We start from the raw sequence: 26,413 nt of genomic DNA on the forward strand, positions 1-26,413 counted from the left end.
CTTGACTTTTATTTGAAATGAACTTAGAATGAAAATAATTTAATATAATTTTATGAAAATTCTTATCATGAGAGGTGGAGGGACTGGCCCTACGAAACCTCGGCAGCGGATTCGTTATGAATACTGTGCCAATTCCAGCAAGGTAACTTGAAAGATAAGAAAGAAGCTCATTTTGACTGTATATACAAAAGCCTCTTTCTATCTTTTAGAAAGAGGCTTTTTTACGTGAAAATAAAAGGAGGAAGAAAAATGGGAGCGACAGGAGTAGCGTCACAAAGAAAAATAATTGAAGAGAGTATCGAAAGAAATAAGGAAAAGTACATAGAAACAAGTCATGATATTCATGCGAATCCGGAGATTGGTAACCAAGAGTTTTATGCATCTAGAACGTTAAGTTTATTACTAGGTAGTGCAGGATTTCAGTTGCAGCACAATATAGCTGGACACGAAACAGGATTTATCGCGCGAAAAAGTTCAGGAAAACAAGGACCAGCAATCGCATTTTTAGCGGAGTACGACGCTTTACCAGGACTTGGCCATGCGTGTGGTCACAATTTAATCGGCACAATTAGTGTTGCAGCAGCAATTGCATTATCAGAAACGCTTGAAGAAATTGGCGGGGAAGTTGTCGTATTCGGAACACCAGCTGAAGAAGGAGGACCGAACGGTAGCGCAAAATCGAGTTATGTAAAGGCGGGTTTATTTAAAAACATTGATGCGGCGCTTATGATTCATCCGAGCGGAAAAACAGCAACAACGAGTCCTTCACTAGCAGTCGATCCACTTGATTTTCATTTTTACGGAAAAACAGCTCATGCTGCAGCTTCACCTGAAGAAGGAATTAACGCATTAGATGCGGTGATTCAGCTGTACAACAGTATTAACGCACTTCGCCAACAACTTCCGTCAGATGTGAAGATTCATGGTGTTATTACAGAAGGCGGAAAAGCACCTAACATTATTCCTGACTACGCCGCAGCAAGATTCTTCATCCGTGCAGCGACGCGAAAAAGATGTGCAGAAGTAACAGAAAAAGTAAAAAATATTGCTCAGGGAGCAGCGTTAGCAACAGGCGCAAAAGTGAAAATCCATCAATTCCAAAATGAAATCGATGAACTACTCGTAACAAAAACATTTAATGAAGTCGTAGCCGAAGAACTAGAATTACAAGGTGAAGACGTAAATCGGAAAGAAAGATTTGGCATCGGCTCAACAGATGCAGGAAATGTAAGCCAAGTCGTACCGACCATTCATCCGTACATTAAAATCGGCCCAGATGATTTAATTGCACATACGAATGAATTTAGAGAAGCAGCACGTTCAGAATTAGGAGACAAAGCTCTAATTACATCAGCAAAAGCACTAGCAAATACGGCGTATCGATTAATTACGGAAGAAGGGCTGTTAGAGAAGGTGAAGGAGGAGTTTAGAGAGGCGCAAAGGAATCAGGGGTAGGTGATTGAAGGGAGTGGATGATCCACTCCTTTTTCTCTTAACAATAGCTATGTGTTTTCCAGTAAAACTAGTATTTTTAATCAATTTAATAATTTTTTATAATCGTAAGCCATTTAACATAACAAGAATTGTTCTTCCCATAAAAGCCCGATTGGTGAGGCTGATAATCAGTGGGGGATGAAGAACCTCCTACTGATTAAAGTTTCGCTTTATTTGAAGAATAGTGTAGTTAATAAACAGAAGCATACTAAAAAAGAACATTGACTTTTCAATGATCTTTTTTAGTGCCCTTACGAAGGAGAGATTTTCACTATTAGCGGGCAGCCAATATGAGAACGAAAAATTCTCTTCAAAAAAGAATGGGATAAGGTTGGAGCATACTTATTATAACTTAACGAAGTATTTCATTTAACTAGATTGAAATAGAGTTTCTATATTCTGAAGGTTTGATATTATTAGTTTCTTACATACTTTTCCTATTTATAATGGTATAGTAAAATATAGTAAAAAGAGAGGGGATTAGTATGGCGATAATTGGAATTGATTTAGGGACAACTAATAGTTTAGTAGCAACATGGTCGGAAGATGGTGCAACACTTATTCCAAATGTTTTAGGTGAATTTCTCACACCATCGGTAGTTAGCGTTGATGAAACGGGGGAAGTTTTAGTTGGGCGTATTGCGAAAGAGCGACTAATTACTCATCCACAACTAACAGCAGCAACTTTTAAACGTTTTATAGGAACAGAGAAAAAATATGAGCTGGGTACATATACTTTTTCATCTGAAGAATTATCATCTTTTGTTATTAAATCTTTAAAACAAGACGCAGAAGTGTATTTAAATGAAGAGGTTACCGGTGCTGTAATTAGTGTCCCTGCCTATTTCAATGATACGCAGAGAAAGTCAACGAAACGTGCAGCGGAAATAGCAGGATTAACAGTAGAACGCCTCATTAGTGAACCGACAGCTGCGGCAATTGCTTATGGCTTATACCAAGAACAATCAGAAACAAAATTTCTCGTATTTGATTTAGGTGGAGGAACTTTTGATGTTTCCATTTTGGAATTGTTTGAAGGGATAATGGATGTAAAATCTATTGCGGGTGATAATTATCTTGGTGGTGAAGATTTCACGAAAAGTTTAATGACCTTCTTCTTAGAATCCCATCAACTGGATCCAGAGTCACTTGATTCAAAAACATTATCATTAATTTATACACAAGCAGAACGCTGTAAGCTTGCTTTGTGTAATGAGTCAGCTGCAACTATGAATGTTGTGATTCATAATCAAACATATGAAACAAGTATAAATAGGGGTGAATTCGAAAAGATTGTAACGCCGCTACTGTTACGTCTTCGTTATCCGATTGAACGTGCTCTTCGTGATGCTTCGTTAAACCCGAATGATTTAGACGCTGTCATTTTAATTGGTGGAGCGACTCGAATGCCTCTTGTGAAATCTGTTATTTCTAAAATGTTTGGGCGTATGCCTTATGCAAATATAAATCCAGATGAAACAGTTGCTTTAGGTGCTGCAATTCAAGTTGCCTTAAAAGAACGAAATAAGGCTTTAGAAGAAGTGATTTTAACCGATGTCTGTCCATATTCTTTAGGAACAAGTGTTGTTCAAGAATTTGGAGATGGTAAGTCAGAGTCTGGGTACTTCTTCCCTATTATAGAGAGAAATACACCAATTCCTGTAAGTAAGGTGGAGCGACTCTATACAGTAAAGGATAAACAACAATTTATAACTATTGATGTATATCAAGGGGAAAACCGTAAGGTAGTAAATAATTTAAAACTGGGCGAGCTCAAAATTAAGATTCCTCCTGCTCCTGCTGGAAATGAGTCGGTTGATATTCGTTATACATACGACATTAATGGCATTCTTGAAGTTGAGGTAATAAGTACATCAACTGGAGAAAAGAAAAGAACGATCATCCAGCAAAACGCTGGAAATCTTACAGATGCAGAAATAGAAAAGAGACTTTTAGAGTTAAGACATATTAAAATTCATCCGAGAGATAGAGAAGAAAATCGACTTCTTCTTGCAAAGTGCGAAAGGCTTTATGAAGAGTTACTTGGTGATGAACGCAAAAAGATTTCTATATTACTGCAACAATTTGAGAGCGTGCTTACAACGCAAAATGATAAAAAGATTAAAGAAGCTTCCAGTATATTAAAAGAACATATTGAAAGTATGGAAAGGTGGGCAAATCGCTAATGAGTATTTGGAATACATTGGAGATTGAACCTACTGACAATATTTCAGTCATTAAAAAAGCTTATGCAAAACTCCTGAAAATACATCATCCAGAAGATGATCCAGAAGGATATCAAAAATTAAGAGAAGCGTTTGACGAGGCAGTGAAAAGTGCGAAAAATATGAAAGATAATCCGTCGATTCAAATAGATGATATGAATGCCCCTGATAGGGAACATGTATTTTCTCCATGGACTGACAGTGATGCGGAAATTGCTACTACTACAATTACTGAGCATCCAGTCTATACATTCATGGAAAGTGTTGAGACGCTTTATGATAATTTCTTTGCACGGATAGAGCAGGGGAATTGGGAGGAAATATTGCGTTCAGATGTGATATGGGATGTTCAATATGCAGCAGCACTACAAGATCAATTAATTGAATTTTTCTTATATCATTATCACTTCCCACATTCGATTTGGGAATTAATCGATCAAGTATTTCGATTCAGCGAGCAAAGAAATGATTTAGTAAATGAATATGGAGAAAATACAATTCAATTTTTATTAGAAAGAATTAGCGGCGAAAAAGAAATGCGTTATGATATTTTTGAAAAAACTGCTGATTTAGATTTTGAGTTGTATTTCTATATACGAGAAGAAATACAAAGGAAACTGATAGCGAATGAATTAGAAGATGTAAAAGAAGAACTGGATCGTGCGTTTGCAATGTATCAAAGGGACCCTGAATTATTACGTATGCAAGGTATTTATTATTTACGTATAGACAATAAGGAGAAGGCATTACAAGCATTTAGCAATATTCTGTTAATTGATAAAGACGACCCAGATGCATTATTATATCGTGCCCGTATTCAGCATAATCTTGGGCAATTTCACGATGCTATCAAAGATTGTGAACATCTTCTTTCTGTCTACCCAGAGCATATGGATGCGATGTTCATGATGACAAAATGCTTAGAAAAAGCGGGAGAAATAGAGAAAGCTGAAAAAATAGTGCAGGATGCTTTTCAAATAGATAGGAACCATGTTGAGTTTCTATCATATTTCAATTCGTTTTTGGCACAAAGCGGAAAGAAACCAAATAAACCAGGGGTTACAATGGCTTATGTATTTGGTTGGATATTGATGTATAGTGGCATGTTTTTAAGACGTACTTGGGTGTATATTTTATTTTTTATTCTTGCTATTATTACGCGATTACCTTTCAAATATATCCTTCTTCTTCCAGTTGTTTGGGAAGCGTGGAAGTTTTATAGACTGAAAATCAAAATGTAAGGAGGAGCTTAGGTGTTCGTTTCAAGAAAGAAAAAACAGGTAAAACAATATTTACGAAGCATGTCTACTATATGTATGGGTACTTATTTTCTTATTCATTATTTTACAAAATATGAATTTACATTTATAAGAGACCGTATACTTGGGAAAAAGTTTTTGAAGAAACAATTACAAAGATTTGATTGTAACGAACCAGCACAACTGAAAGAAATGATTGAGTGGTTATTAACAGAAGGATCACGCCAAGAATTTCAAACAATGTACAATCAATTAACCCCTCTTTCAGAAGCACAGCGAAAGCTATTACTTCCAAGACAATCAAACGATGAAAAAATGTACGTTGTGAATTACTCATTGCACATGTTACCTGATGCTGGGATTGCTGCATTTGATTATGCATGGTGTATTTGTTTAAGTCGAATTGGTAAAAGATTAGGTTATTTATCTAAAAAAGAAGCGGAACATTATATGATACAAGCGGCAAAACTGGCTCAAAACTCCTATTCAGATTGGCATGAGTACTTTCTTGCTTTTCATATCGGTAGTCACTTTAATAAATTGGACATAGAGTTCATAAGCAAAGATAAATACAATATTTTTTACACACTCGGTATGTTTAGAGTTAAAGATTCTTATGTGCATACAATTGCATGGAAAAATGACCTCCTTACAGATATGAGGGAAGGATAATGTTTGAGAGGAAAGCCTTACAATTGGACTGTATGATATTAAGATTGATGATAAATACTACTTCACCAGATGAAGAAGTAGTAATATGGTCGTTTGAAAATCTAAATGTAGTTCCATAACAGTGTTTTATGTTAAAGCAATAGAGAAATGAGAAGGTGTTTCAAAGAGTCTTCGGTTAGAGTTGATACTTCTTATTTCGTATAAAAATAGTACGTTATCCTATTTACGAGAACCATAGTAAGGATAACGTACTATTTTTTCTATTATGTAAATACATTCAGATACAATGATTTGCTTGTTAAGGAACTACAAGTATATTATCTACAAGATAGGAAAAGAGGGGACTGAGATAATAGAAGGATGAAGCGTTTAATAGAAAGCAGTTCATCTCCATTTACTATTCGATAACTTTTAAATTTTGTTATGGGAAAGAAGGGAATGTTATATTAATCAAAAAAACTTGATTAATAAGTTGCATAAAGACTGAATCAACGTATATACTATAAATATCAAAAAAAATTGATGAAGGGAGAGTGAACTACAGTGGCGCAAAATTTCCAGCTCTATGAGAAAAAATTCAAAGCATTAGCGGATCAAAAGCGTTTAGAAATCATGTATGAACTTTGTCAGCGAGGCCAAACGTGTGTATGTGATTTAACAGAGGTTTTTGAAATGACACAATCTAAGTTGTCCTATCATTTAAAGATTTTATTAGATGCAGGTTTGATTGTAAAAGAAAAAAAAGGTACGTGGAGTTATTATGATTTAAATGATGCGGAAGTGAATAATTTATTATCAGAAGAATTGTGCTGTATCTTTAGAAAAACAGGGAAAGGTAGTTGCTGTTAAAATTTTGAGTTATTAATCAAAAAAAATTGATTAATGATATGTAAAGAGGAGGAATAAGGTATGAGATATGTTCACGTCGGTATAAACGTTACGAATTTAGAGAAGTCTATTGAATTTTATGAAAAAGTATTTGGTGTATCACCAGTTAAAGTGAAAACGGATTATGCAAAATTTTTATTAGAGACGCCAGGACTTAATTTTACGCTGAACGTACGAGATGAGGTGAAGGGAAATCAGGTAAATCATTTCGGTTTCCAAGTGGATACAGCTGAAGAAATTACATTACATAAAGAAAGATTAGAAAAAGAAGGTTTCTTTGCGCGTGATGAAATGGATACGACTTGTTGCTATGCAGTTCAAGATAAGTTTTGGATAACGGATCCTGATGGAAATGAGTGGGAATTCTTTTATACGAAAGCACATAGTGATGTTCACAAAATTGAAGAGTCATCATGTTGCACGACTGCAAATGAGGTAGCTAAAAATTCTTGTTGTTAATAGGAGATGGAAAATAAAATGAAACGCTTATCTTTTCTAGACCGATATTTAACACTATGGATTTTTCTAGCGATGGCTGTTGGGATTGGTTTAGGGTTTGTATTCCCTAGTGTAGTAGACGGACTGAATACATTACAAGTTGGAACGACGTCTATTCCACTTGCTGTTGGTTTAATTGTCATGATGTATCCACCATTAGCAAAAGTTCGCTATGAGGAAATGGGCCGAGTATTTAAAGATGTAAAAGTGTTAGTTCTATCTTTAGTACAAAACTGGATTATTGGTCCGGTACTTATGTTTGTGTTAGCAATTATTTTTCTTCCTGATAAACCAGAATATATGGTCGGTCTCATTATGATTGGATTAGCACGTTGCATTGCAATGGTAATTGTTTGGAACGATCTAGCTGATGGTGATAAAGAATATGCGGCAGGTTTAGTCGCTTTTAATTCGGTATTCCAAATGCTCTTTTTCTCGGTTTATGCATACGTATTTGTAACAGTCATTCCAGAATGGTTAGGGATTGAAGGGGCTATTGTTGATATTACAATGATAGAAGTAGCGAAATCAGTATGTATCTATTTAGGAATTCCTTTTATAGCAGGTATGTTGACACGCTTTGTACTCGTTAAGTTAAAAGGAAGACAGTGGTATGAAAAGGTGTTTATACCGAAGATTAGTCCACTTACACTACTTGCATTGCTATTTACAATTATCGTTATGTTCTCTTTAAAAGGAGAGATGATTGTTAGCGTGCCATTAGATGTAGTAAGAATAGCGATTCCGTTATTAATCTATTTTATTGTAATGTTTTTTGTTTCTTTCTTTATGGGAAGAAAAATTGGTGCAAACTATCCGGTAACAACAACGTTAGCATTTACAGCAGGTAGTAATAACTTTGAATTAGCGATTGCTGTAGCAGTTGGTGTGTTTGGTATTCATTCAGGCGCAGCATTTGCTGCTGTGATTGGTCCTTTAGTTGAAGTCCCTGTCATGATTGCACTTGTAAACGTCGCTTTTTGGTTTAAGCGTAAATATTTTAATGACCAACCATTATAATTTAAAAACAAAGGCGGAAAACAACATGGAAAATAAAAAGACAATCTATTTCTTATGTACAGGAAATTCATGCAGAAGCCAAATGGCAGAAGCATGGGGGAAACAATATTTAGGGGAGAAGTGGAATGTGTATTCTGCGGGAATCGAAGCACATGGAGTGAATCCAAACGCAATTAAAGCAATGAACGAAGTAAATATCGACATAACAAATCAAACATCAGATATAATTGATGCAAATATTTTAAATCGTGCTGATTTAGTCGTTACGCTTTGTAGTCATGCGGATTCTGTTTGTCCTTCGACACCTCCGCATGTGAAGCGTGTTCACTGGGGATTTGATGATCCAGCAGGAAAAGAATGGTCTGAGTTTCAACGTGTTCGTGATGAAATAGGAGAACGTATAAAGCGATTTTCTGAAACAGGAGAGTAAAATAAAGAGTCAATCTTCTATCGTATAGGAGATTGGCTCTTTTTTATTGATTTAAAGCAACTATTAAAATGAATAGAGAATATTCTGTCATGATGGTAAAGTTAGAATAGAGCAGTTTCAGGGAGGGGCGTAACGTATGATTTTTGAATTGAAAAAGGATGATTATTATAAATGTAACAGTTTACTAAATGAAAAAGGGCAATTAGAAGTAAAGGCTGTAATTGCAGGAGTGAATCCTGGTCGTATATTTGTAGATAGCATCTATTCTCCTAATTCAGGACTTATTTGGTTAGGGAATAACGATGGCTTCTTTTTTATAGGAAGTGCAGTAAATGAAAAGTTTAATAATGAAATGAATCGTTTTATTGATAATGTGATAGAACCTGAGGCGAGAAAGGCTGGATTAAATTGCTTTGAAGCAATTGGTAATCATTCAAAGTGGAATAAAACAATCGAAAAAATATTTCAATATCGTAAATTAAAGAGTTGGAATCAAAGAGTGTATACGCTAAAGGAAGAGGATTATGAGGGGAATCATGAACCTAAAATTGAACAAGGGTATACAGTGCTAAAAATGAGTAAAGCTCTCTATGAAAATCAAGGGAATGTATTGAAGAATATTGAGTTTTTACAATCAAAAATTTTAGAGTTTTGGTCCTCACCTGATGAATTTTTTAACGAGGGAATAGGCTATTGCATAGTTTTTGAAAACATGATTGTAAGTGTTTGTTTTTCGGGGTTCGTCTTTGACAATATACATTGCATAGATATTGAAACGATAGAAGATCACCAAGGGAGAAAATTAGCTCAAACGATAGCTCATAGTTTCGTAAAAGAATGTTTGGAGAATAATATTATTCCATATTGGGACTGCATGGAAATAAATAAGCCTTCTGTGGCCGTTGTAGAAAATGTAGGTTTTACAAATGTTTTTAATTATGTAGGTTATTATTTTCCTTTTGAGTAAATGAAGTGTATGTTAAAAAACTATCATCGAGGGTTTTCACAAGAAAGGAAAATAGTATGAAACAAATAATAAAAAACATATTAATAAACTACTTTAAAGAAATTCATACATTACTAGTGGAAGAAGAACTACATAAGAATAGTTGGCATACAGATTTGCATTATAAAATCATCGTAAATGGAGATCGATATTCCGCACGATTTATAAATAGCGATCGAACAATCAATCCGGCCTTTGGGACGTTATCAAATGAACAATTGAAAGAGCAAGTACGGTTTACGTATTATTTACGAGAGCATGGAATTCCATTTATGCAGATTAAGGAGAATAGGGCGGGGGATTCATTTACATTAGTCACTTGCAATGAGGAACAGTACCGATTTGTATTGTCTACTTGGATGGAAGGGGAACATATTACTCATTGTACAGAAACGATGGCAGAGGTCTTTGGAAAGGAAGCAAGAAAGATACATGATATTTCTAGTACATTTCAAAGTTCGACTTTTCAAAAGAGATCTCATTTAGATGGATATGGTGAATTTATAAAGCTATTAGACAATAAAGGTGGTACATGCAAGGAATTGCGGGGGTATATAGAGCTCGCTAAGTATCATATAGAATGCGCACATACGAGCGATTTAGAGTTTATTGTACAAACCGATTTAAATCCTTTAAATGTCATTTGGGATTCAAATCAATCTGTAAAAGGAATTATAGATTTTGAATCCATTGCATATGTTGATCGTATGGAAGGTTTAGCCTTTTTAATAAAGTGGTATTCCCGGACAGAAGGAATACAGTCACATGTAGTATGTCCGAAAGTTACTAAAGCATTTTTAAAAGGGTATGGAGCTAATAACATTTTAACTTCAAATGAGTATGAAAGACTTTCTTCGTTGCTATGGTTATCCGGTAGTTTAAATTGGAACTTTGTTAAAAAGACGATGAGTCTATTAGGTGACGAGAGAAAAGTAGAGGAACATTTGAGAGTTTATAAAATAAGAGGAGAAAATCTATCTGTATTAGTAAATAGAGAAAGAGCCAACTCACACGAGTAGGCTCTTTCTTTTTATGTACTACGAATCTTCGTAATAGAACGATGTTGCGGCATTCCTTTCATAGAATATAAGTGTGAAAAACGCACATTTCATCATAAAAAAATGATCTTTTTCACGCTTTACAGGTTATCTGATGTATAGTCGTATTTTTTATAAAAAAATGTTTTTAAAAAGTGTTGAAATATTCATAAAATTAAATTATTATTATCCATGTAAACTACTAAGTAATCGTTTACATGGATGAAATAAGGGTTTAAACAAAACTGAAGTAAACGATTTCTTGAAAATTTAGAAAGAGTGATGAAATGGCTAAGTCTACAATTAAAGATGTTGCAATGGAAGCGAATGTGTCTACAGCTACAGTATCTCGTGTGTTAAACGAAAGTGGATTTGTAAGTGACGACATTAAAGATCGTGTTCATTTAGCTGTGAAAAAATTGAATTATCAACCAAATGCGATTGCTAGAAGTTTAAAGCAAGATAAAACATACACGATTGGTGTTGTGATTCCAGATATTACAAACCATTATTACATGACAATTTCAAAGGCGATTGAAGATATTGTGCAGCAAAAGGGCTATAACCTTATTTTTTGTAGTAGTCATGAAAATCCTAAAAAAGAGGATAAATTGTTGCAGCTACTAGTGGAACAACGGGTAGATGCGATTGTGTTGGCGACTGCTGGCGGTTGTGAAGAAAGAGTAAGGAGTATTCATCAGGCCGGTGTACCGATTGTTTTAGTTGACCGGACTGTTGAGATTGGGGATTCGAAATTAGATTCGGTTATAGAAAGTAATTTTGAAAGTGCTTATACATTAACGAGCTATCTTTTAAAACAGGGTCATAAATCGATTGGTCTTGTGAATGGATTGTTGAACGTTAGTACAGGTAAAGAGCGCTATGAAGGATTTCAGAAAGCTTTAGAAGAGTTTGGGATTCAAGAAGATGAAAACTATACGTTTAATAGCACTTTCACAAGAGAAGGTGGTATGAAAGCGGTTGATTATTTTCTGAATTTTACTGAGAAACCGTCAGCTATTCTATCTTTGAACAATGAAATGGCATTTGGTGTTCTTCTTGAATTAACGAGGAGGGGTTACTCTGTACCAGAGGACATTGTGATCGCTTCTTTTGGTGATGTGGAGGCAGCACAATTATTACGAGCACCTGGTATTATATCAGTCGCTCACAAACCATATGAAATGGGAGAAAGGGTAGGTGATATATTATTGAAACGTTTAAATAATGAAGAAGGTCCCTTTCATGAAATATTTACACCAAAGTTATTAATAGATGCACAAAGTGTAAGTAGTTGAAACGTATTTTCGTTAAGTTAAAAATCGGAAGGGAGATAAAAATGCTAAAAGGAATACCGAAAATAATTAGTCCAGATTTAATGAAAGTTCTTTTAGAAATGGGGCATGGGGATGAGATTGTTTTAGCGGATGGCAATTTCCCTGCTGCCTCTTGCGGGACGAAGCTCATTCGATGTGAAGGTCATGGGGTTCTTGAAGTATTACAGGCAATTTTGCAATTCTTTCCACTCGATACGTATAGTAATCATTCTGTTTCGTTAATGAAGGTTGTAAAGGGGGATCATGTATCCCCCTCCATTTGGGAAACGTATGATGCGACAATTAAAAAATATGATACTCATTTTGATGGGTTTGAGATGATTGACCGCTTTGTGTTTTATGAGAGGGCAAAGAAGGCGTATGCGATTGTTGCAACGAGTGAAAGTGCTCTCTATGCCAATATGATTTTAAAAAAGGGCGTTGTCACCGATTAACGCCGTAGTTACTATTTGGTGGATTAAAAAATTGATAAGGTTGTAGGTGATAGGATGAGTGAATTGCTACTGAAAATGGATGGAATTGGTAAAGCGTTCCCTGGAGTGCAAGCGCTTTCTAATGTGCAGTTTGAATTGAAAAAAGGCGAAGTTCACGCACTTTTGGGAGAGAATGGAGCCGGAAAATCTACATTAATGAAAATTTTAACAGGGATTTATCAAAGGGATACTGGAACAATTGCATACGAAGGAAGAGAAATCGAGGTTCCCGATACAAAAGCAGCACAAAGACTTGGAATCAGTATAATCCATCAGGAACTTAATTTAGCTCCGCATTTAACAGTTGCCCAAAATATTTTTATAGGAAGAGAACCTAAAGGGCTATTTAATCTTTTTTTGGATGAAAAAGAACTAAATAACAGAGCAAAAAAACTATTTGAAAGGTTAAACATTCATCTAGATCCTAAAGAATTGGTAGGTGATTTGACAGTTGCGAAACAACAAATGGTTGAGATTTCCAAAGCTCTTTCCTTTGATTCGAAAATATTAATTATGGATGAGCCAACCGCAGCTTTAACGGATACGGAAATTGATGCATTGTTTGTTATGATTCGAAAATTACGACAAGATGGTGTGGGAATTGTATATATCTCTCACCGCATGGAGGAGCTTAAGAAAATTACGGACCGTGTATCGATTATGCGAGATGGTACATACGTAGGAACGATGAACACGAAGGATGCAACGATTGAACAAATTATCTCGATGATGGTTGGAAGGAAAATTGATAACAATCAAAAACCAGAAATGAAAGAGAGAACGAGAGAAAAAGTGTTTGAAGTAAAAAATTTAAAGAGAGGGAAAACGATAAAGGATGTAAGCTTTGAACTGTATAAAGGGGAAATCGTTGGCTTTGCTGGATTGATGGGAGCTGGAAGAACAGAAGTAGCCCGTGCTATATTCGGGGCAGATCCACTTGATTCAGGGGAGATTTTTATTAAAGGAAAAAGACAGAATATTAAAAATCCTTCTGATGCAGTGCAACATGGAATTGGATATTTATCTGAGGATCGAAAGCAGTTTGGACTTCTAGTTGGGATGGATGTCAAAACAAATATTGCAATGGCATCGATGAAAGATTATGTGAAACCTTTTGGCTGGATGCATGTATCTAAAGTGGATCAACAATCTGAGGAATTAATTAAGAGGTTAAAAATAAAAACACCATCAGGTAATCAATTAGTGAAAAATCTTTCAGGAGGGAATCAGCAAAAAGTTGTTATAGGCAAGTGGTTGACTAGAGATTCAGACATTTTAATCTTTGATGAGCCTACTCGTGGTATTGATATTGGGGCAAAAGATGAAATTTATAAGTTACTACACGATTTAGCACAGCAAGGAAAATCTATTATTATGATTTCCTCAGAACTTCCTGAAATTTTAAGAATCAGCCACCGCATAATTGTTATGTGTGAAGGAAAGATAACTGGAGAATTGAAAAATGATGAAAAAGCATCACAAGAAGCGATTATGACGCTTGCAACAAAACGAATTATGTAATGAATAGTAACGGATGATAAAGGAGTGAACAGGAATGGAAATGCCAAAAGCAGTAGAGTTTCCGGTTGAAGGGAAGATGAGGAAAGGGATGAATTCAAACGCCCTTCAGCAGCTTCTAGCATTTGCAAGTTTAATCGTACTTGTTTTTATTTTTTCAATTGCTTCAGCTAATTTTCTACAATTTGATAACATTATAGGAATCTTTTTATCGACAGCTGTTACAGGCATACTTGCTTTAGGAGCAACGATGATTATCGTTACAAGTGGAATTGATTTATCGTGTGGAACCGTACTGACGTTGTCTTCGGTTATGACAGGTGTTTTTGCTGTCAACTTAGGTTTACCGGTTTGGGTAGCTGTTATAGGAGGCATTTTAATAGGCGCCGTAGTAGGTTTGATTTCGGGAGCTGCGATTGCAAAATTGAAGATTCCGCCATTTATTGCAACGTTAGCGATGATGATGATCGCGAAAGGATTGGCACTTGTTATTTCGAAAGCGACTCCAATCTATTTCACTTCTATACCAAGTTTTAACAAAATTGCGATGGGTTCTATTATTCCTGGGTTTGCTATTCCGAATGCTGTTTTCATCTTTTTTGGAATGGCTATTTTCGCAAGCTTAATTTTAAATAAAACGATTATCGGAAGGTATACATTTGCACTAGGAAGCAATGAAGAAGCAACTAGGCTTTCAGGAGTTAATGTTGATAAGTGGAAAATAATTATCTACATGCTTGCAGGTGTTTTTACTGGTGTTGCAGGGATCATAATGGCATCTCGTCTAAATTCTGCCCAGCCAGCTTTAGGAGCGGGATATGAATTGGAAGCAATCGCAGCAGTCGTTATCGGAGGAACTTCTTTAAGTGGTGGTAAAGGAACAATTCTTGGTACTGTTATCGGTGCATTGATTATGAGTGTGTTAACAAATGGTCTTCAAATCCTTTCCGTACCGCAAGAGTGGCAAACAGTAGTTGTTGGAGCGGTTATCTTATTGGCAGTTTACGCAGATGTGTTACGGAACAAAAAAGCAAAGAATTAACTGCGATACTGTTTTCAAAATAAAACAATATATAGGGGGAGTTTTGGATGAAAAAAGCAAAAAAGGGCATCGTTTTATCATCAATTCTCGCAATCTCAATGTTTATGGGAGCGTGTTCTTCAAATAATGCAAGCACGGGAAGTAAGGATAGTGATGCTCCTGCAAAAGATGACGGTAAGCGCTATGTTGCGATTATTTCAAAAGGTTTCCAGCATCAGTTTTGGCAGGCTGTTAAAAAAGGAGCTGAGCAAGCAGCAGATGAGTATAAGGTGAATATTACATTTGTAGGTCCTGAAACGGAAGCGCAGGTGGATAAACAAGTTGAAATGCTCCGTAGCACACTTGATAAAAAACCAGATGCGATTGGTTTTGCGGCATTAGATTCTAAGGCTGCTCTTCCATTATTAGAACAAGCAAAAAACAAAAAAATTCCGGTTGTTGCGTTTGACTCAGGTGTTGAGGGAGATATACCTGTGGCAACAGCAGCAACAGATAATAAAGCGGCGGCAGCTCTTGCAGCTGAGAAAATGGCTGGATTAATTGGTGAAAAAGGAGAAGTAGCAGTAGTTGCTCACGACCAGACAAGTAAAACAGGTGTTGAACGACGAGATGGCTTTGTAAATACAATCAAATCAAAGTATCCGAACATTAAACTTGTCGATATTCAATATGGTAGCGGCGATCAATTAAAATCGACTGACGCTGCTAAGGCAATTATGCAAGCGCACCCAAATGTAAAAGGTATTTTCGGTACAAATGAAGGTTCTGCGATAGGGGTAGTAAATGCTGTTAAAGAATTGAACAAAAAGAGTGTAGTAGTAGTTGGCTTTGACTCTGGAAAACTACAAATTGATGCGATTAAGAGCGGAGTAATGGCAGGTGCGATTACGCAAAATCCAATTGGAATTGGTTATGAAACTGTTAAAGCAGCTGTTGAGAACCTAGATGGGAAACAAGTATCCAAAACAATTGACACTGGTTTCTATTGGTACGATAAAAAGAACATTGATGATCCAAAGATTAAGGAAGTTCTATATCAATAAAATCTAAAACGAAACTAGCGGTGCAAATAAGAGAGAAACTGAGGTGCATATTATTGCTGAGTGTAATAAATGATTTGAAATTATATGCAAATAAGATTGTCCAAACGGGTCTTGTAGTAGGAGCAGGTGGAAATTTAAGTATGAGAGACGGAAATATGATGTATATCTCTCCTAGCGGTTTTGATTTGCAAGAGATAGAAGACCACGAGTGGGTACGTGTCAATATTGAAACTGGTGAGATATTGGATAATTTAAAACCATCTTCTGAAATATTAATGCATCTGGAATGTTTTCGTAAACGTCCTGATATAACAGCTGTTTTACACGCTCATCCAAGTTATTCGGTAGGTGTATCATGTACTGGTCATACCATTCCGAGTCTATTCCCAGATTTTCCAGCAATGATCAAAAGCGTATCTTATCTTGAATATATGATTCCGACTACAGAAGTATTGGCTAACGCTGTATCAAATGTGATTGAAGAAAATGATGTAATAGTAATGAGAAATCACGGCGTACTGACAGTTGGTAAAACGATGAAAGAAGCATATTTTCTTATGCAAATTCTAGAAGAAGCGGCAAAAGTATATACGATTGCATCGACAATAGGAGTGCCAAGAGTGCTTACAGAGGAAGAATGTCACGAATTAAGAAATCTATCTTCTGAGAAATATAGATTACAACTATTAAAAGATGCGGAGTAATTGAAGTGTTTCCGAGGGGTGTGAAGGAATGGAAAAAGTTTGGGCTTTTGATTTAGGTGCATCTAATGGGCGTTTAATGGTAAGTGGATTTGATGGGAAACGCCTTTATCTTGAAGAAGTTCACCGGTTCTCCAATCGCCCTATTTACGCAACTGGTCATTACTATTGGGATATTTTAAGGATCTTCCAAGAAATGAAGAATGGAATAGGGAAAAGTATTCAAAACGGTCATAAGTCGATCGAAAGTTTATCTATCGATACGTGGGGCGTTGATTTCGGACTTCTTTCTGCAACAGGAGAATTGCTTAGCAATCCTTATTCTTATAGAGATCCGCATACAAATGATAGTTTAAAAGAAATCACGGAAGTCATTCCGAGGGATGTTTTGTTCTCTCGAACGGGAGTTACACCAGCAGCAATTAATACGATTTGCCAGCTGTATACGATAAAAAAGAATAACCCAGATTTAATAGAAAAGGCAAAAACTCTTTTATTAACACCAAACTTATTGAGTTATTTATTTTCCGGTGTAAAGGCGAATGAATATACGATTAGTACGACGACATCGTTATTTCATATTCATGAGCGCAATTGGGATACTGCCCTTATGAGCGAGCTTAACCTTCCTACAGAAATTATGGCAAATATTGTGATGCCAGGAACGACTCTTGGTCCGACGCTTTCTTCGATTCATAACGAATTTGGTATACAGCCTGTTAAAGTTATTGCTGGTGCAGGACATGATACAGCCTGTGCTCTTGCCGCATCGCCTATAAAGTCAGAATATTCCGCTTTTATGAGTTGTGGTACATGGATCTTAATGGGAGTTCAAGTGAAGGATCCAGTCATTAATGAACAGGCTTTGGAATGGGGCTTTACAAATGAAGGAACGGCAGATGGCGAGTTTCGGCTACTTAAAAATATTATGGGGTTATGGCTCATGCAAGAATGTAGGGGGACTTGGGCAAAAGAAGGCAAGCTTTTTACTTACGAAGAAGAAGAAACGTTGATTCGAAATACAAAGCCATTTGCACATTCCATAGATCCAGATGATCCTTCTTTCTTCAATCCGGAAAATATGCTAAAACAAATCCGAGATTTCTGTATAAAGAGTGGTCAACAGCCCCCTGAAACGGAAGGGAGTTTCCTCCGCTGTATTTTGGAGAGTCTTTCATTCAAGTACAGATGGGTGTTAGAGAAGCTGGAAGTGTTAACTGGTAAGTCAATAGAAGTCATCCACATGGGCGGCGGTGGCATTCAGAATGATCTTTTTTGTCAATTTACCGCAAATGCGACTAACCGCCCTGTTGTAGCGGGGCCAGTTGAAGCGAGTGCGATTGGAAATTCATTATCGCAATGGATCGCGCTAGGAAAAATAAAGGATTTAAAGGAAGGTAGAGAGATTGTTGAAAACTCGTTTCCTGTTAAACATTATCAACCTCAAAATCAATTAGAATGGCAGGAAGCATACGGCCGTTTTCTTGAAATAATCGATAACAATGTAGTAAGAAGGGAGCTTTAAAATGAAAACAGTTCATAATAGATTTTACAATAAATTACCAAAAATTGGAATTAGACCAACGATTGATGGCAGAAGAAATGGTGTACGTGAATCTCTTGAAGATATGACGATGAATCTTGCAAAATCGGTAGCAAATTTATTAACTGAAAATTTACGTCATTACAATGGCGAGGCAGTAGAATGTGTCATCGCTGATACATGTATTGGCGGTGTGGCGGAAGCGGCCAAAGCGGCTGAAAAATTTGCGGTAGAGGGAGTTGGTGTTTCTATTACTGTTACACCATGCTGGTGCTATGGTTCTGAAACGATGGATATGAATCCAGACATTCCAAAAGCAGTATGGGGGTTTAATGGAACAGAACGTCCAGGGGCAGTGTATCTTGCAGCTGTCTTAGCTGCCCACAATCAAAAGGGTATTCCGGCTTTCGGTATATACGGGAAAGATGTGCAAGATTTAAGTGATACATCTATTCCTGAAGATGTGCAGGGAAAATTACTTCAATTTGCAAAGTCTGGTCTTGTCGTTGCTACTTTAAAAGGAAAATCGTATCTTTCGATGGGATCTGTATCTATGGGGATTGCCGGTAGTACCGTTAACCCCGAGTTTTTCCAAGATTATTTAGGAATGAGAAATGAATATATTGATATGACCGAATTTGTCAGAAGAATAGATGAGGAGATTTATGATAAGGAAGAATATGAAAGAGCTTTAAACTGGGTGAAGGAGTATTGCCCAGAAGGTCCAGATAATAATGCGGAAGAGATGCAACGATCAAGGGAGCAAAAGAATAAAGACTGGGAAACTAGTGTGAAAATGACGTTAATTGCAAGAGATCTCATGGTTGGAAATCCGAAACTAGAGGAACTTGGTTATGGTGAAGAAGCGCTAGGGCATAACGCGATTTCTGCAGGTTTTCAAGGCCAGCGTCAATGGACGGATCATTTCCCGAATGGAGATTTTATGGAGACGATTTTAAATTCTTCCTTTGATTGGAACGGAATTCGCCCGCCATACATTATGGCGACTGAAAATGATAGTTTAAATGGAGTTACGATGCTATTTGGCCATTTATTAACAAATACAGCTCAAGTTTTTGCAGATGTAAGAACGTATTGGAGCCCAGAGGCAGTAGAACGCGTGACAGGACATAAACCTGAAGGATTGGCGGCAAATGGATTTATTCATATGATTAACTCCGGTTCAGCTGCACTTGACGGGACAGGACAACAAACGAAAGATGGAAAGCCTGCTATAAAACCATTTTGGGAAATTACAGAGGAAGAAGCGCAAAAATGTTTGGCAGCTACTTCCTGGCGACCAGCTTCAACAGGATATTTCCGCGGGGGCGGGTTCTCGAGCGATTTCTTAACGAAAGGAAATATGCCTGTAACAGCAGCTCGTCTCAACCTCGTGAAAGGATTAGGACCTGTTTTACAAATTGCAGAAGGTTACACAGTTGAAATACCAGAAGAGGTTCACGACGTATTGGATGGGAGAACAGATCCAACTTGGCCAACAACTTGGTTTGTACCAAATTTAACAGGAGAAGGTGCCTTTAAGGACGTTTACACCGTGATGAATAATTGGGGTGCCAACCATTGCGTAATTAGCTATGGACACATTGGCGCTGATTTAATTACTCTTGCTTCCATGCTCCGAATTCCTGTAAATATGCATAACGTCAAAGAAGAGAACATCTTCAGACCGAGTGCATGGGGCATGTTCGGAACGAAAGACCCAGAAGCAGCAGATTACCGCGCCTGCCAAAACTTTGGCCCATTATACCATTAATGATAAGATCCCCTGATTACATATCGGGGGATTACTATAGGGCATTGGAATACAAGTGTAATAGGAAACTCTTAAACATACGGATACACACTATTTTCGTATCCGAAATAATAAAACAATAAAAAATAACGGGGGTAAGAATATGGTTAATAGTTTATGGAACGAAACGAAGGCAACACAATTATCGCAAGGAGTAGACGAATTAGTGTATCGATCGAATTTAATTGGAACTGACCGTGCAGTATGTAATTGGGGCGGCGGAAACACATCGGTAAAGACATTTGAAAAAGATTTTCGTGGTCGTGATATAGAGGTCATGTGGGTGAAAGGAAGCGGATCTGATTTAGCGACTATGAAAGCGCAAAACTTTACTGGTTTAAGAATGGAAGATATTCGTTTATTAATGGAGCGCGAAGAAATGCCAGACGAAGAAATGGTAGAGTACTTAGCGCATTGTATGATTGACAGCAAGCATCCGCGTGCGTCCATCGAAACTTTATTGCATGCTTTCTTACCTTTTAAACATGTGGATCATACACATCCAGATGCCATTATTAGTCTTTGCTGCGCACATAATGGAAGACAAATTGCGGAGGAGATTTACGGTAATCGATTCGTTTGGGTTCCGTACGTGCGCCCTGGGTTTACGTTATCTAAAATGATTGCAGAAGGCGTGAAAAATAATCCAAATGCTGAACTCGTGTTAATGGAAAAACACGGCTTAGTCGTTTGGGGAGATACGGCGAAGGAAAGTTATGAAAAGACGATTGCTGTTATTAATGAGGCAGAACAATATATCAATGAGAGAGTGAATGAAAGTACTGTATTCGGAGGGCAAAAATACGAAGCACTTTCAGTAGAAGAGCGCAGAAGTATTCTTGCAAAAGTAATGCCGATTATTCGCGGGGCAGTTAGTGATGAAAAGAAAATGCTATTATCTTATGATGATGCAGATGAAGTACTTCAATTTGTAAACAGCTACAATGCACGAGAGCTTTCGCAAGTTGGGGCGGCTTGTCCAGATCATTTAGTTCATACAAAGCGCAGTCCTCTTTATATCGATTGGGATCCGCAAACGAAAGACACTGATGGATTAATAGAGAAAGTGAAAGCTGGTGTGGAAAGCTTTAAAGAAGAGTATAAAGCTTACTTTGAACGTAACAAATACGAAGGAGACAACATGTTCGAATCTGCACCTCGCGTTATTTTAATTCCTGGTATCGGCATGGTGAATACTGGTAAAAATGTGGCAATGTCAAAAGTAAGTGGTGCGCTGTATCATAGGGCGATTTCGGTAATGAAAGGTTCCACAACGCTTGGACGTTTCGTTTCTTTAAATGAAAATGAATCTTACAATGTGGAGTATTGGCCATTAGAGCTATATAAATTATCACTAGCACCAGCGGAAGCGGAATTTTCTCGTAAGGTTGCCTTTATTACAGGTGGCGCTGGCGGAATCGGAAGTGAAACAGGACGTTGCCTCGTTTCAGAAGGTGCGCATGTAGTGCTTGCTGATTTGAACTTTGAAGGAGCAGAAAAAGTTGCGGCTGAGATTAACGAGCAGTATGGCGAAGGTCGTGCGCTCGCGGTGAAAATGGATGTAACAAAAGAAGAAGAAGTGAAGGCGGCATTTGAGCAGGCAGCACTTGCTTACGGAGGCATTGATTGTATCGTGAACAATGCAGGACTTGCAACGTCTAGTCCATTTGATGAAACAACGCTTCAGGAATGGAATTTAAATATGAACGTGCTTGGAACGGGATACTTTTTAGTTGCACGTGAAGCATTCAAGCAAATGAAACAGCAAGGCATTGGAGGGAATATGGTATTTGTTGGCTCAAAAAACTCTGTATATGCCGGTAAAAATGCTTCGGCATATAGCTCTGTAAAAGCACTTGAAACACATTTAGCGAGATGTATTGCAGCTGAAGGCGGTGAGTATGGTATTCGTGTAAATTCAGTTCTTCCAGATGCGGTTCTGCAAGGATCAGCTATTTGGGGTTCAAAATGGCGCGAAGAACGTGCCGCGGCATACGGTATCGAGCCTGATCAGTTAGAGGAGCATTACCGTAAACGCACAACATTATTGGTTAATATTTATTCGAAAGACATCGCTGAATCGATTGCTTTCTTTGCTTCTTCAAAGGCGGATAAAACAACGGGATGTATGATTACGGTTGATGGTGGTGTAACCGCAGCATTTACTAGATAATCATGTCGCGTATATAACAAGAAGTATAATGGGCAAATGTTTTTTGCCTATTATACTTTCATATAAAAGAATAGCGAATTTCATGGGGAGAATAGAATAAGTCAATGTGCAGAAGGGGCCATTTTACATTCGCTTTTCAAAAGGGGATGGAAATTTGAAACTGAGAAACGTATTAACAGGGGGATTGCTTTTTAGTACTTTATTATTTTCTTTAGGAAACACTGGAGAGTTTAGTAAAGCAAAAGCAACAGCACCTATTACGATTGAAAATCCAAAACCAGAGGGAAAGAAACTATCACTTTGGTACAATGAGCCAGCAAAAGATTGGGAAAAACAAGCATTGCCAATCGGTAATGGCTATATGGGTGGAATGGTCTTTGGCGGAGTCCAGCAAGAACGTATTCAGTTTAATGAAAAAACGCTTTGGACTGGCGGACCAAGCAGTACGAGTGAGTATACGTACGGGAATCGCGAGGGAGCAGCGAGTCACTTAGGTAGCATTAGGGAAAAGTTATCAAAAGGTGATAAATCAGGGGCGGAAAGGGAATCTACGCAATTTCTCACAGGTCTCCAAAAAGGCTTTGGTTCCTATCAAAATTTTGGGGACATATACTTAGATTTTAATATGCCAGATGGGTCTTCATTTTCCAATTATCGCAGAGAATTAAATTTAAATGAGGGAATTTCTACGGTGTCCTATAGCTATAAAGGTGTTCAATATAATAGGGAATATTTTGCAAGTTATCCTGATCGCGTTATGGTCATGCGTTTAACTGCTAGTGAATCGAAACAGCTTTCATTAGATGTTAGACCAACGAGTGCACAGGGAGGGCAAGTAACGTCCAAAGATAACAAAATCACGATAAAAGGACAAATAGCGAATAATGGAATGAAATATGAATCGGAATTTAAAGTACTGAATGAAGGCGGTACATTAACAGCAGAGAATGGGAAAATTAAAGTAGCAAATGCAGATAGTTTAACAATTATTATGACTGCGGCTACTGATTATGAAAATAAATACCCAACGTATAAAGGGCAAGATCCACATGAAAAGGTTGAAAAAGTCATGTCTGCTATTTCGAAAAAGAGTTATGAGGTTTTAAAATATACACATATAAAAGACTATTACTCTTTATTTAATCGTGTTTCTTTAAATTTAGGAGGAGAAAAACCATCCGTTCCAACAAATGAATTACTAGCATCTTACAGTAAAGAAAACAGTAAGTATTTAGAAGAACTATTCTTCCAATATGGAAGGTATTTGCTCATTTCTTCTTCAAGACCAGGAACGCTTCCTGCAAATTTACAAGGGGTATGGAATAATTCGAACACACCACCGTGGGAAAGTGATTATCATTTTAATATTAATCTCCAAATGAATTATTGGCCTGCAGAAGTGACAAATCTGTCTGAAACAGCTGAGCCATTAATGGATTATGTTGATTCATTGAGAGAACCGGGAAGGGTTTCAGCAGAAAAACATTTTGGTGTTACAGGCGGCGGATGGACCGTTAACACGATGAATAATCCATTTGGATTTACTGCGCCTGGGTGGGGATTAGGCTGGGGATGGGCACCTAGTGCGAATGCCTTTATTAGTCAAAACCTTTGGGAGCATTACAAATTTACGGATGATAAACAATACTTACAAGAAAAGATTTATCCGATACTGAAAGAAGCGGCAGAGTTTCATAGTAAGTTTTTAGTAGAAGATCAAAATAAGAAGTTAGTTGTTTCTCCGTGCTGGTCTCCAGAGCTTGGTGGAATTTCTAATGGATGTGCCTTTGACCAACAGTTAGTATATGAATTGTTCTCTAATGTAATTGAAGCGAGTGAAGTTTTACAGGTTGATAATGTATTTCGGGATGAGTTAAAGGCGAAAAGGGATAAATTATTCCCGCCAATTCAAATTGGTAGATATGGTCAGGTGCAAGAGTGGAAGGATGATATAGATGACCCTGGCGAAACGCATAGGCATATATCCCAGTTAGTTGCGCTATATCCAGGAAGTATGATTAATCACAATACACCGGAATGGCTTGAGGCTGCTAAAGTTACTTTAAACCATCGTGGTGACGAGGGAACAGGCTGGAGTAAAGCGAATAAAATTAACCTATGGGCACGTTTGTTAGATGGTGACCATGCGTATAAAATCCTGCAAGGTCAACTGACAGGAAGTACGCTCAGCAACTTATTTGATACGCATCCACCGTTTCAAATTGATGGGAATTTTGGCGCAACATCAGGAATTGCTGAAATGTTAATTCAAAGCCATACCGACTCTATTCAACTATTGCCTGCACTTCCGAAAGCTTGGAAGGACGGTTCTTATAAAGGATTAAGAGCACGCGGTGCATTTACGATTGATGCGGATTGGAAAAATAGCACGCCTACAGTTATTCAGGTGACTTCTGATCACGGAAACGATGTAAAGTTAAAAAGTCCAATGTTCAATACACCGTTTACTGTAACAAAAGTTGGGACGAATACACCGGTGCCATTTACGAAGGATGGCGATACGATTTCATTTAAAACGGAAGCAGGTAAAAAGTATAAAATTGAGTCTATGCTTAGTTTCGATCTAGAATCTCCGAACGGTGTAACAGCAGGAAATACAGTTAAGGTAAAGGCAAACTTATCAAACTTTGGTACGTTGAAATCTTCATCTGGAGAAGTGGTTGTAAAGGCTCCAGAGAGCTGGAATGTGAAACCGATTCAAGTAGCTTTTGAAGGCGTTGAACCAGGACAATCAAAAACAATTGAGGTGGAGTTACCTGTCCCTATTGATATAGTTGCTAACAAGTACGCCATTGAAGTGGAAGTGAATACAGATAGTGGAACAGTTCGTAAATCGAATCAAATAGAAGTAACTCCAGCAGTAAAGCTCATTTCGGCAAAGGTAGAACCAAATCCAATTGTTGTTGAAGGTGGCTCTACTACATTAAAAGTAAAAGTTCAAAATGAGATAAAGGAAAAAGTGACACCTGGAAAAATTGAATTGCAATTACCAGAAGGATGGAATGCCCAACCATCTACAACAGACTTTCAATTACCGGCAGGAGGAGAAGAAACCTATTCGTTTGTTATTACTCCGCCTACTCAGTTTAAAGGAATGAAAGAAGTTGGTGTCTCTGTAAAATTGGGGAATGCGGTGGTAACTTCAACGAAAGTGCAAGTCGCTTCTGGTGGTATGTATCTGAGTGATATCTCGTGGGTAAAAGCAACTGCTGGATGGGCAACCGTTCAAAAAGATAAAAGTACTGACGGAAACCCAATTTCATTACTTGGAACGACAGGACCGATTACGTATAAAAAAGGAATCGGAACGCATTCGAAGTCAGAAATTACCTATGATATATCAAATTCAACTTACAAACGATTTAATTCATACGTAGGAATCGACCAGGAGCCTGGTGGTAAAGGCGGTTCGGTCGTATTTAAAGTACTGCTTGATGGAGTAGAAGCATTTAATAGCGGTACAATGTACTATAATACGCCAGCAAAATTTGTTGATGTTGATCTTACTGGCAAGAAAGAATTAAAATTATTCGTTGATGATGCAGGTAACGGTAATGGAAATGATCATGCGGACTGGGCGGATGCTTGGTTGAGTTTTAAATAAGGATGATGTAATAATAGTTACTCTTTTTCGTCATACCGATTATATGTTCCCAACTATACCCTCACATGTTTATTTGGGATTTGATAATCTGGTAGGAAAAAGAGTAGTCTGAGCTTCAATGTATGAAACAATTTTTATAAATAAAGGAAAGAGTCAATCTTCTATTGCATAGGAGATTGACTCTTTTTTTACTGTATATTTCATCTATTGTGTAATTATTACTGGGATGCCTTTTCGAAAAACGGAATGATTTTTTTAGAATTATCTTCACTTAAATCATAACCTTCACCGTGTGTTTCATCGCTCGTTTTTGCTATTACGATGTCACCATCAGATTCTATCCAAACGAAGAATTCTTGTATAGAATTATCTTGATAAGTAACCTTCATTTTTGAATGTATATAGTCTTTGGCCTGTTGATCTAGAAGTAGTGTTTTTTTCTCTGCGCTTTCCATGCTTGTGAAAATTGTTTTCATATTTTCTTTATTTACTACTTGATTACTACTTTTTGAATTTACAGGACTAATTTCAAGTTTTCTCACTTCTTTTTGTTCAAACATAACGTTTTCATATACAAATTCTTTTTCTTTCACTGCTGTGGATGCTTCTTTATTCA

Annotated in this window: 20 protein-coding genes, 1 pseudogene and 1 riboswitch; of the genes and pseudogenes, 20 read left to right on the top strand and 1 reads right to left on the bottom strand. The window is 37.1% G+C overall.

The window, feature by feature from the left end; genetic code table 11:
* Positions 1 to 59: 59 nt before the first annotated feature.
* Positions 60 to 161, top strand: a riboswitch (SAM riboswitch).
* A gap of 88 nt (positions 162 to 249) precedes the next feature.
* The 20 genes from ACTFSI_RS13985 (at position 250) to ACTFSI_RS14080 (ending at position 25,797) form a co-directional block, all read left to right on the top strand.
* A complete protein-coding gene (locus tag ACTFSI_RS13985) occupies positions 250 to 1,455 on the top strand; it encodes a M20 family metallopeptidase (protein WP_044793093.1) in 1,206 nt (401 codons plus the stop codon).
* Positions 1,456 to 1,979: 524 nt separating this feature from the next.
* Positions 1,980 to 3,680, top strand: a complete 1,701-nt coding sequence (gene hscC / locus ACTFSI_RS13990; protein WP_000974594.1) for a molecular chaperone HscC — start codon at positions 1,980 to 1,982, stop codon at positions 3,678 to 3,680.
* Positions 3,680 to 4,960: a J domain-containing protein gene (locus ACTFSI_RS13995; protein ID WP_138321636.1), complete on the top strand. Its 1,281-nt coding sequence runs from the start codon at positions 3,680 to 3,682 to the stop codon at positions 4,958 to 4,960. The genes hscC and ACTFSI_RS13995 overlap by 1 nt, the downstream gene beginning before the upstream one ends.
* A 12-nt stretch (positions 4,961 to 4,972) precedes the next feature.
* Positions 4,973 to 5,650, top strand: a complete 678-nt coding sequence (locus ACTFSI_RS14000) for a DUF1266 domain-containing protein (RefSeq protein WP_000498142.1) — start codon at positions 4,973 to 4,975, stop codon at positions 5,648 to 5,650.
* A gap of 543 nt (positions 5,651 to 6,193) precedes the next feature.
* Positions 6,194 to 6,499 (top strand): arsenical resistance operon transcriptional regulator ArsR, encoded by a 306-nt coding sequence (arsR, locus tag ACTFSI_RS14005; protein WP_138321637.1) that lies wholly within the window; start codon positions 6,194 to 6,196, stop codon positions 6,497 to 6,499.
* 60 nt (positions 6,500 to 6,559) lie between these two features.
* Complete coding sequence (locus ACTFSI_RS14010; protein WP_001271010.1) at positions 6,560 to 6,997, top strand: ArsI/CadI family heavy metal resistance metalloenzyme; 438 nt, start codon at positions 6,560 to 6,562, stop codon at positions 6,995 to 6,997.
* A gap of 18 nt (positions 6,998 to 7,015) precedes the next feature.
* Entirely contained in the window at positions 7,016 to 8,056 is a 1,041-nt protein-coding gene (gene arsB, locus ACTFSI_RS14015; protein WP_044793085.1) for an ACR3 family arsenite efflux transporter, read from the top strand.
* A gap of 25 nt (positions 8,057 to 8,081) precedes the next feature.
* Complete coding sequence (gene arsC / locus ACTFSI_RS14020; RefSeq protein WP_138321638.1) at positions 8,082 to 8,486, top strand: arsenate reductase (thioredoxin); 405 nt, start codon at positions 8,082 to 8,084, stop codon at positions 8,484 to 8,486.
* Between the two features lie 136 nt (positions 8,487 to 8,622).
* Positions 8,623 to 9,453 carry a GNAT family N-acetyltransferase gene (locus ACTFSI_RS14025; RefSeq protein WP_000575727.1) on the top strand — a complete coding sequence of 277 codons (831 nt, stop codon included), beginning with the start codon at positions 8,623 to 8,625 and terminating at the stop codon, positions 9,451 to 9,453.
* A 56-nt stretch (positions 9,454 to 9,509) separates the two neighbouring features.
* Entirely contained in the window at positions 9,510 to 10,511 is a 1,002-nt protein-coding gene (locus ACTFSI_RS14030; protein WP_000809422.1) for a phosphotransferase enzyme family protein, read from the top strand.
* A gap of 305 nt (positions 10,512 to 10,816) precedes the next feature.
* Positions 10,817 to 11,827: a LacI family DNA-binding transcriptional regulator gene (locus ACTFSI_RS14035; protein ID WP_138321639.1), complete on the top strand. Its 1,011-nt coding sequence runs from the start codon at positions 10,817 to 10,819 to the stop codon at positions 11,825 to 11,827.
* A gap of 41 nt (positions 11,828 to 11,868) precedes the next feature.
* The gene (locus ACTFSI_RS14040; protein WP_138321640.1) at positions 11,869 to 12,300 is read left to right on the top strand and encodes an RbsD/FucU family protein; all 432 of its coding nucleotides are present in this window, start codon (positions 11,869 to 11,871) and stop codon (positions 12,298 to 12,300) included.
* Between the two features lie 54 nt (positions 12,301 to 12,354).
* Positions 12,355 to 13,860 carry a sugar ABC transporter ATP-binding protein gene (locus ACTFSI_RS14045; protein ID WP_138321641.1) on the top strand — a complete coding sequence of 502 codons (1,506 nt, stop codon included), beginning with the start codon at positions 12,355 to 12,357 and terminating at the stop codon, positions 13,858 to 13,860.
* Between the two features lie 34 nt (positions 13,861 to 13,894).
* Positions 13,895 to 14,899, top strand: a complete 1,005-nt coding sequence (locus tag ACTFSI_RS14050; RefSeq protein ID WP_179192336.1) for an ABC transporter permease — start codon at positions 13,895 to 13,897, stop codon at positions 14,897 to 14,899.
* 47 nt (positions 14,900 to 14,946) lie between these two features.
* Positions 14,947 to 15,942 carry an ABC transporter substrate-binding protein gene (locus ACTFSI_RS14055; RefSeq protein WP_000709393.1) on the top strand — a complete coding sequence of 332 codons (996 nt, stop codon included), beginning with the start codon at positions 14,947 to 14,949 and terminating at the stop codon, positions 15,940 to 15,942.
* 53 nt (positions 15,943 to 15,995) lie between these two features.
* Positions 15,996 to 16,646, top strand: a complete 651-nt coding sequence (locus ACTFSI_RS14060; protein ID WP_138321642.1) for a class II aldolase/adducin family protein — start codon at positions 15,996 to 15,998, stop codon at positions 16,644 to 16,646.
* A gap of 28 nt (positions 16,647 to 16,674) precedes the next feature.
* On the top strand, positions 16,675 to 18,168 hold the full coding sequence (locus ACTFSI_RS14065; protein WP_138321643.1) for a rhamnulokinase: 1,494 nt from the start codon (positions 16,675 to 16,677) through the stop codon (positions 18,166 to 18,168).
* Position 18,169: 1 nt separating this feature from the next.
* On the top strand, positions 18,170 to 19,960 hold the full coding sequence (locus ACTFSI_RS14070; RefSeq protein ID WP_138321646.1) for an L-fucose isomerase: 1,791 nt from the start codon (positions 18,170 to 18,172) through the stop codon (positions 19,958 to 19,960).
* 142 nt (positions 19,961 to 20,102) lie between these two features.
* Entirely contained in the window at positions 20,103 to 22,172 is a 2,070-nt protein-coding gene (locus ACTFSI_RS14075) for a bifunctional aldolase/short-chain dehydrogenase (RefSeq protein ID WP_138321648.1), read from the top strand.
* A 154-nt stretch (positions 22,173 to 22,326) separates the two neighbouring features.
* Positions 22,327 to 25,797, top strand: coding sequence for a glycosyl hydrolase family 95 catalytic domain-containing protein (locus ACTFSI_RS14080; RefSeq protein WP_138321650.1), 3,471 nt, complete (start codon positions 22,327 to 22,329; stop codon positions 25,795 to 25,797).
* 218 nt (positions 25,798 to 26,015) lie between these two features.
* Here the strand turns inward: ACTFSI_RS14080 and ACTFSI_RS14085 are convergent.
* Positions 26,016 to 26,411: pseudogene (locus ACTFSI_RS14085) on the bottom strand (hypothetical protein); the annotation flags it as partial.
* Positions 26,412 to 26,413 lie beyond the last annotated feature (2 nt).

The organism is Bacillus cereus group sp. MYBK101-2 (assembly GCF_051918845.1).
Classification (GTDB): Bacteria; Bacillota; Bacilli; order Bacillales; family Bacillaceae_G; genus Bacillus_A; species Bacillus_A paranthracis.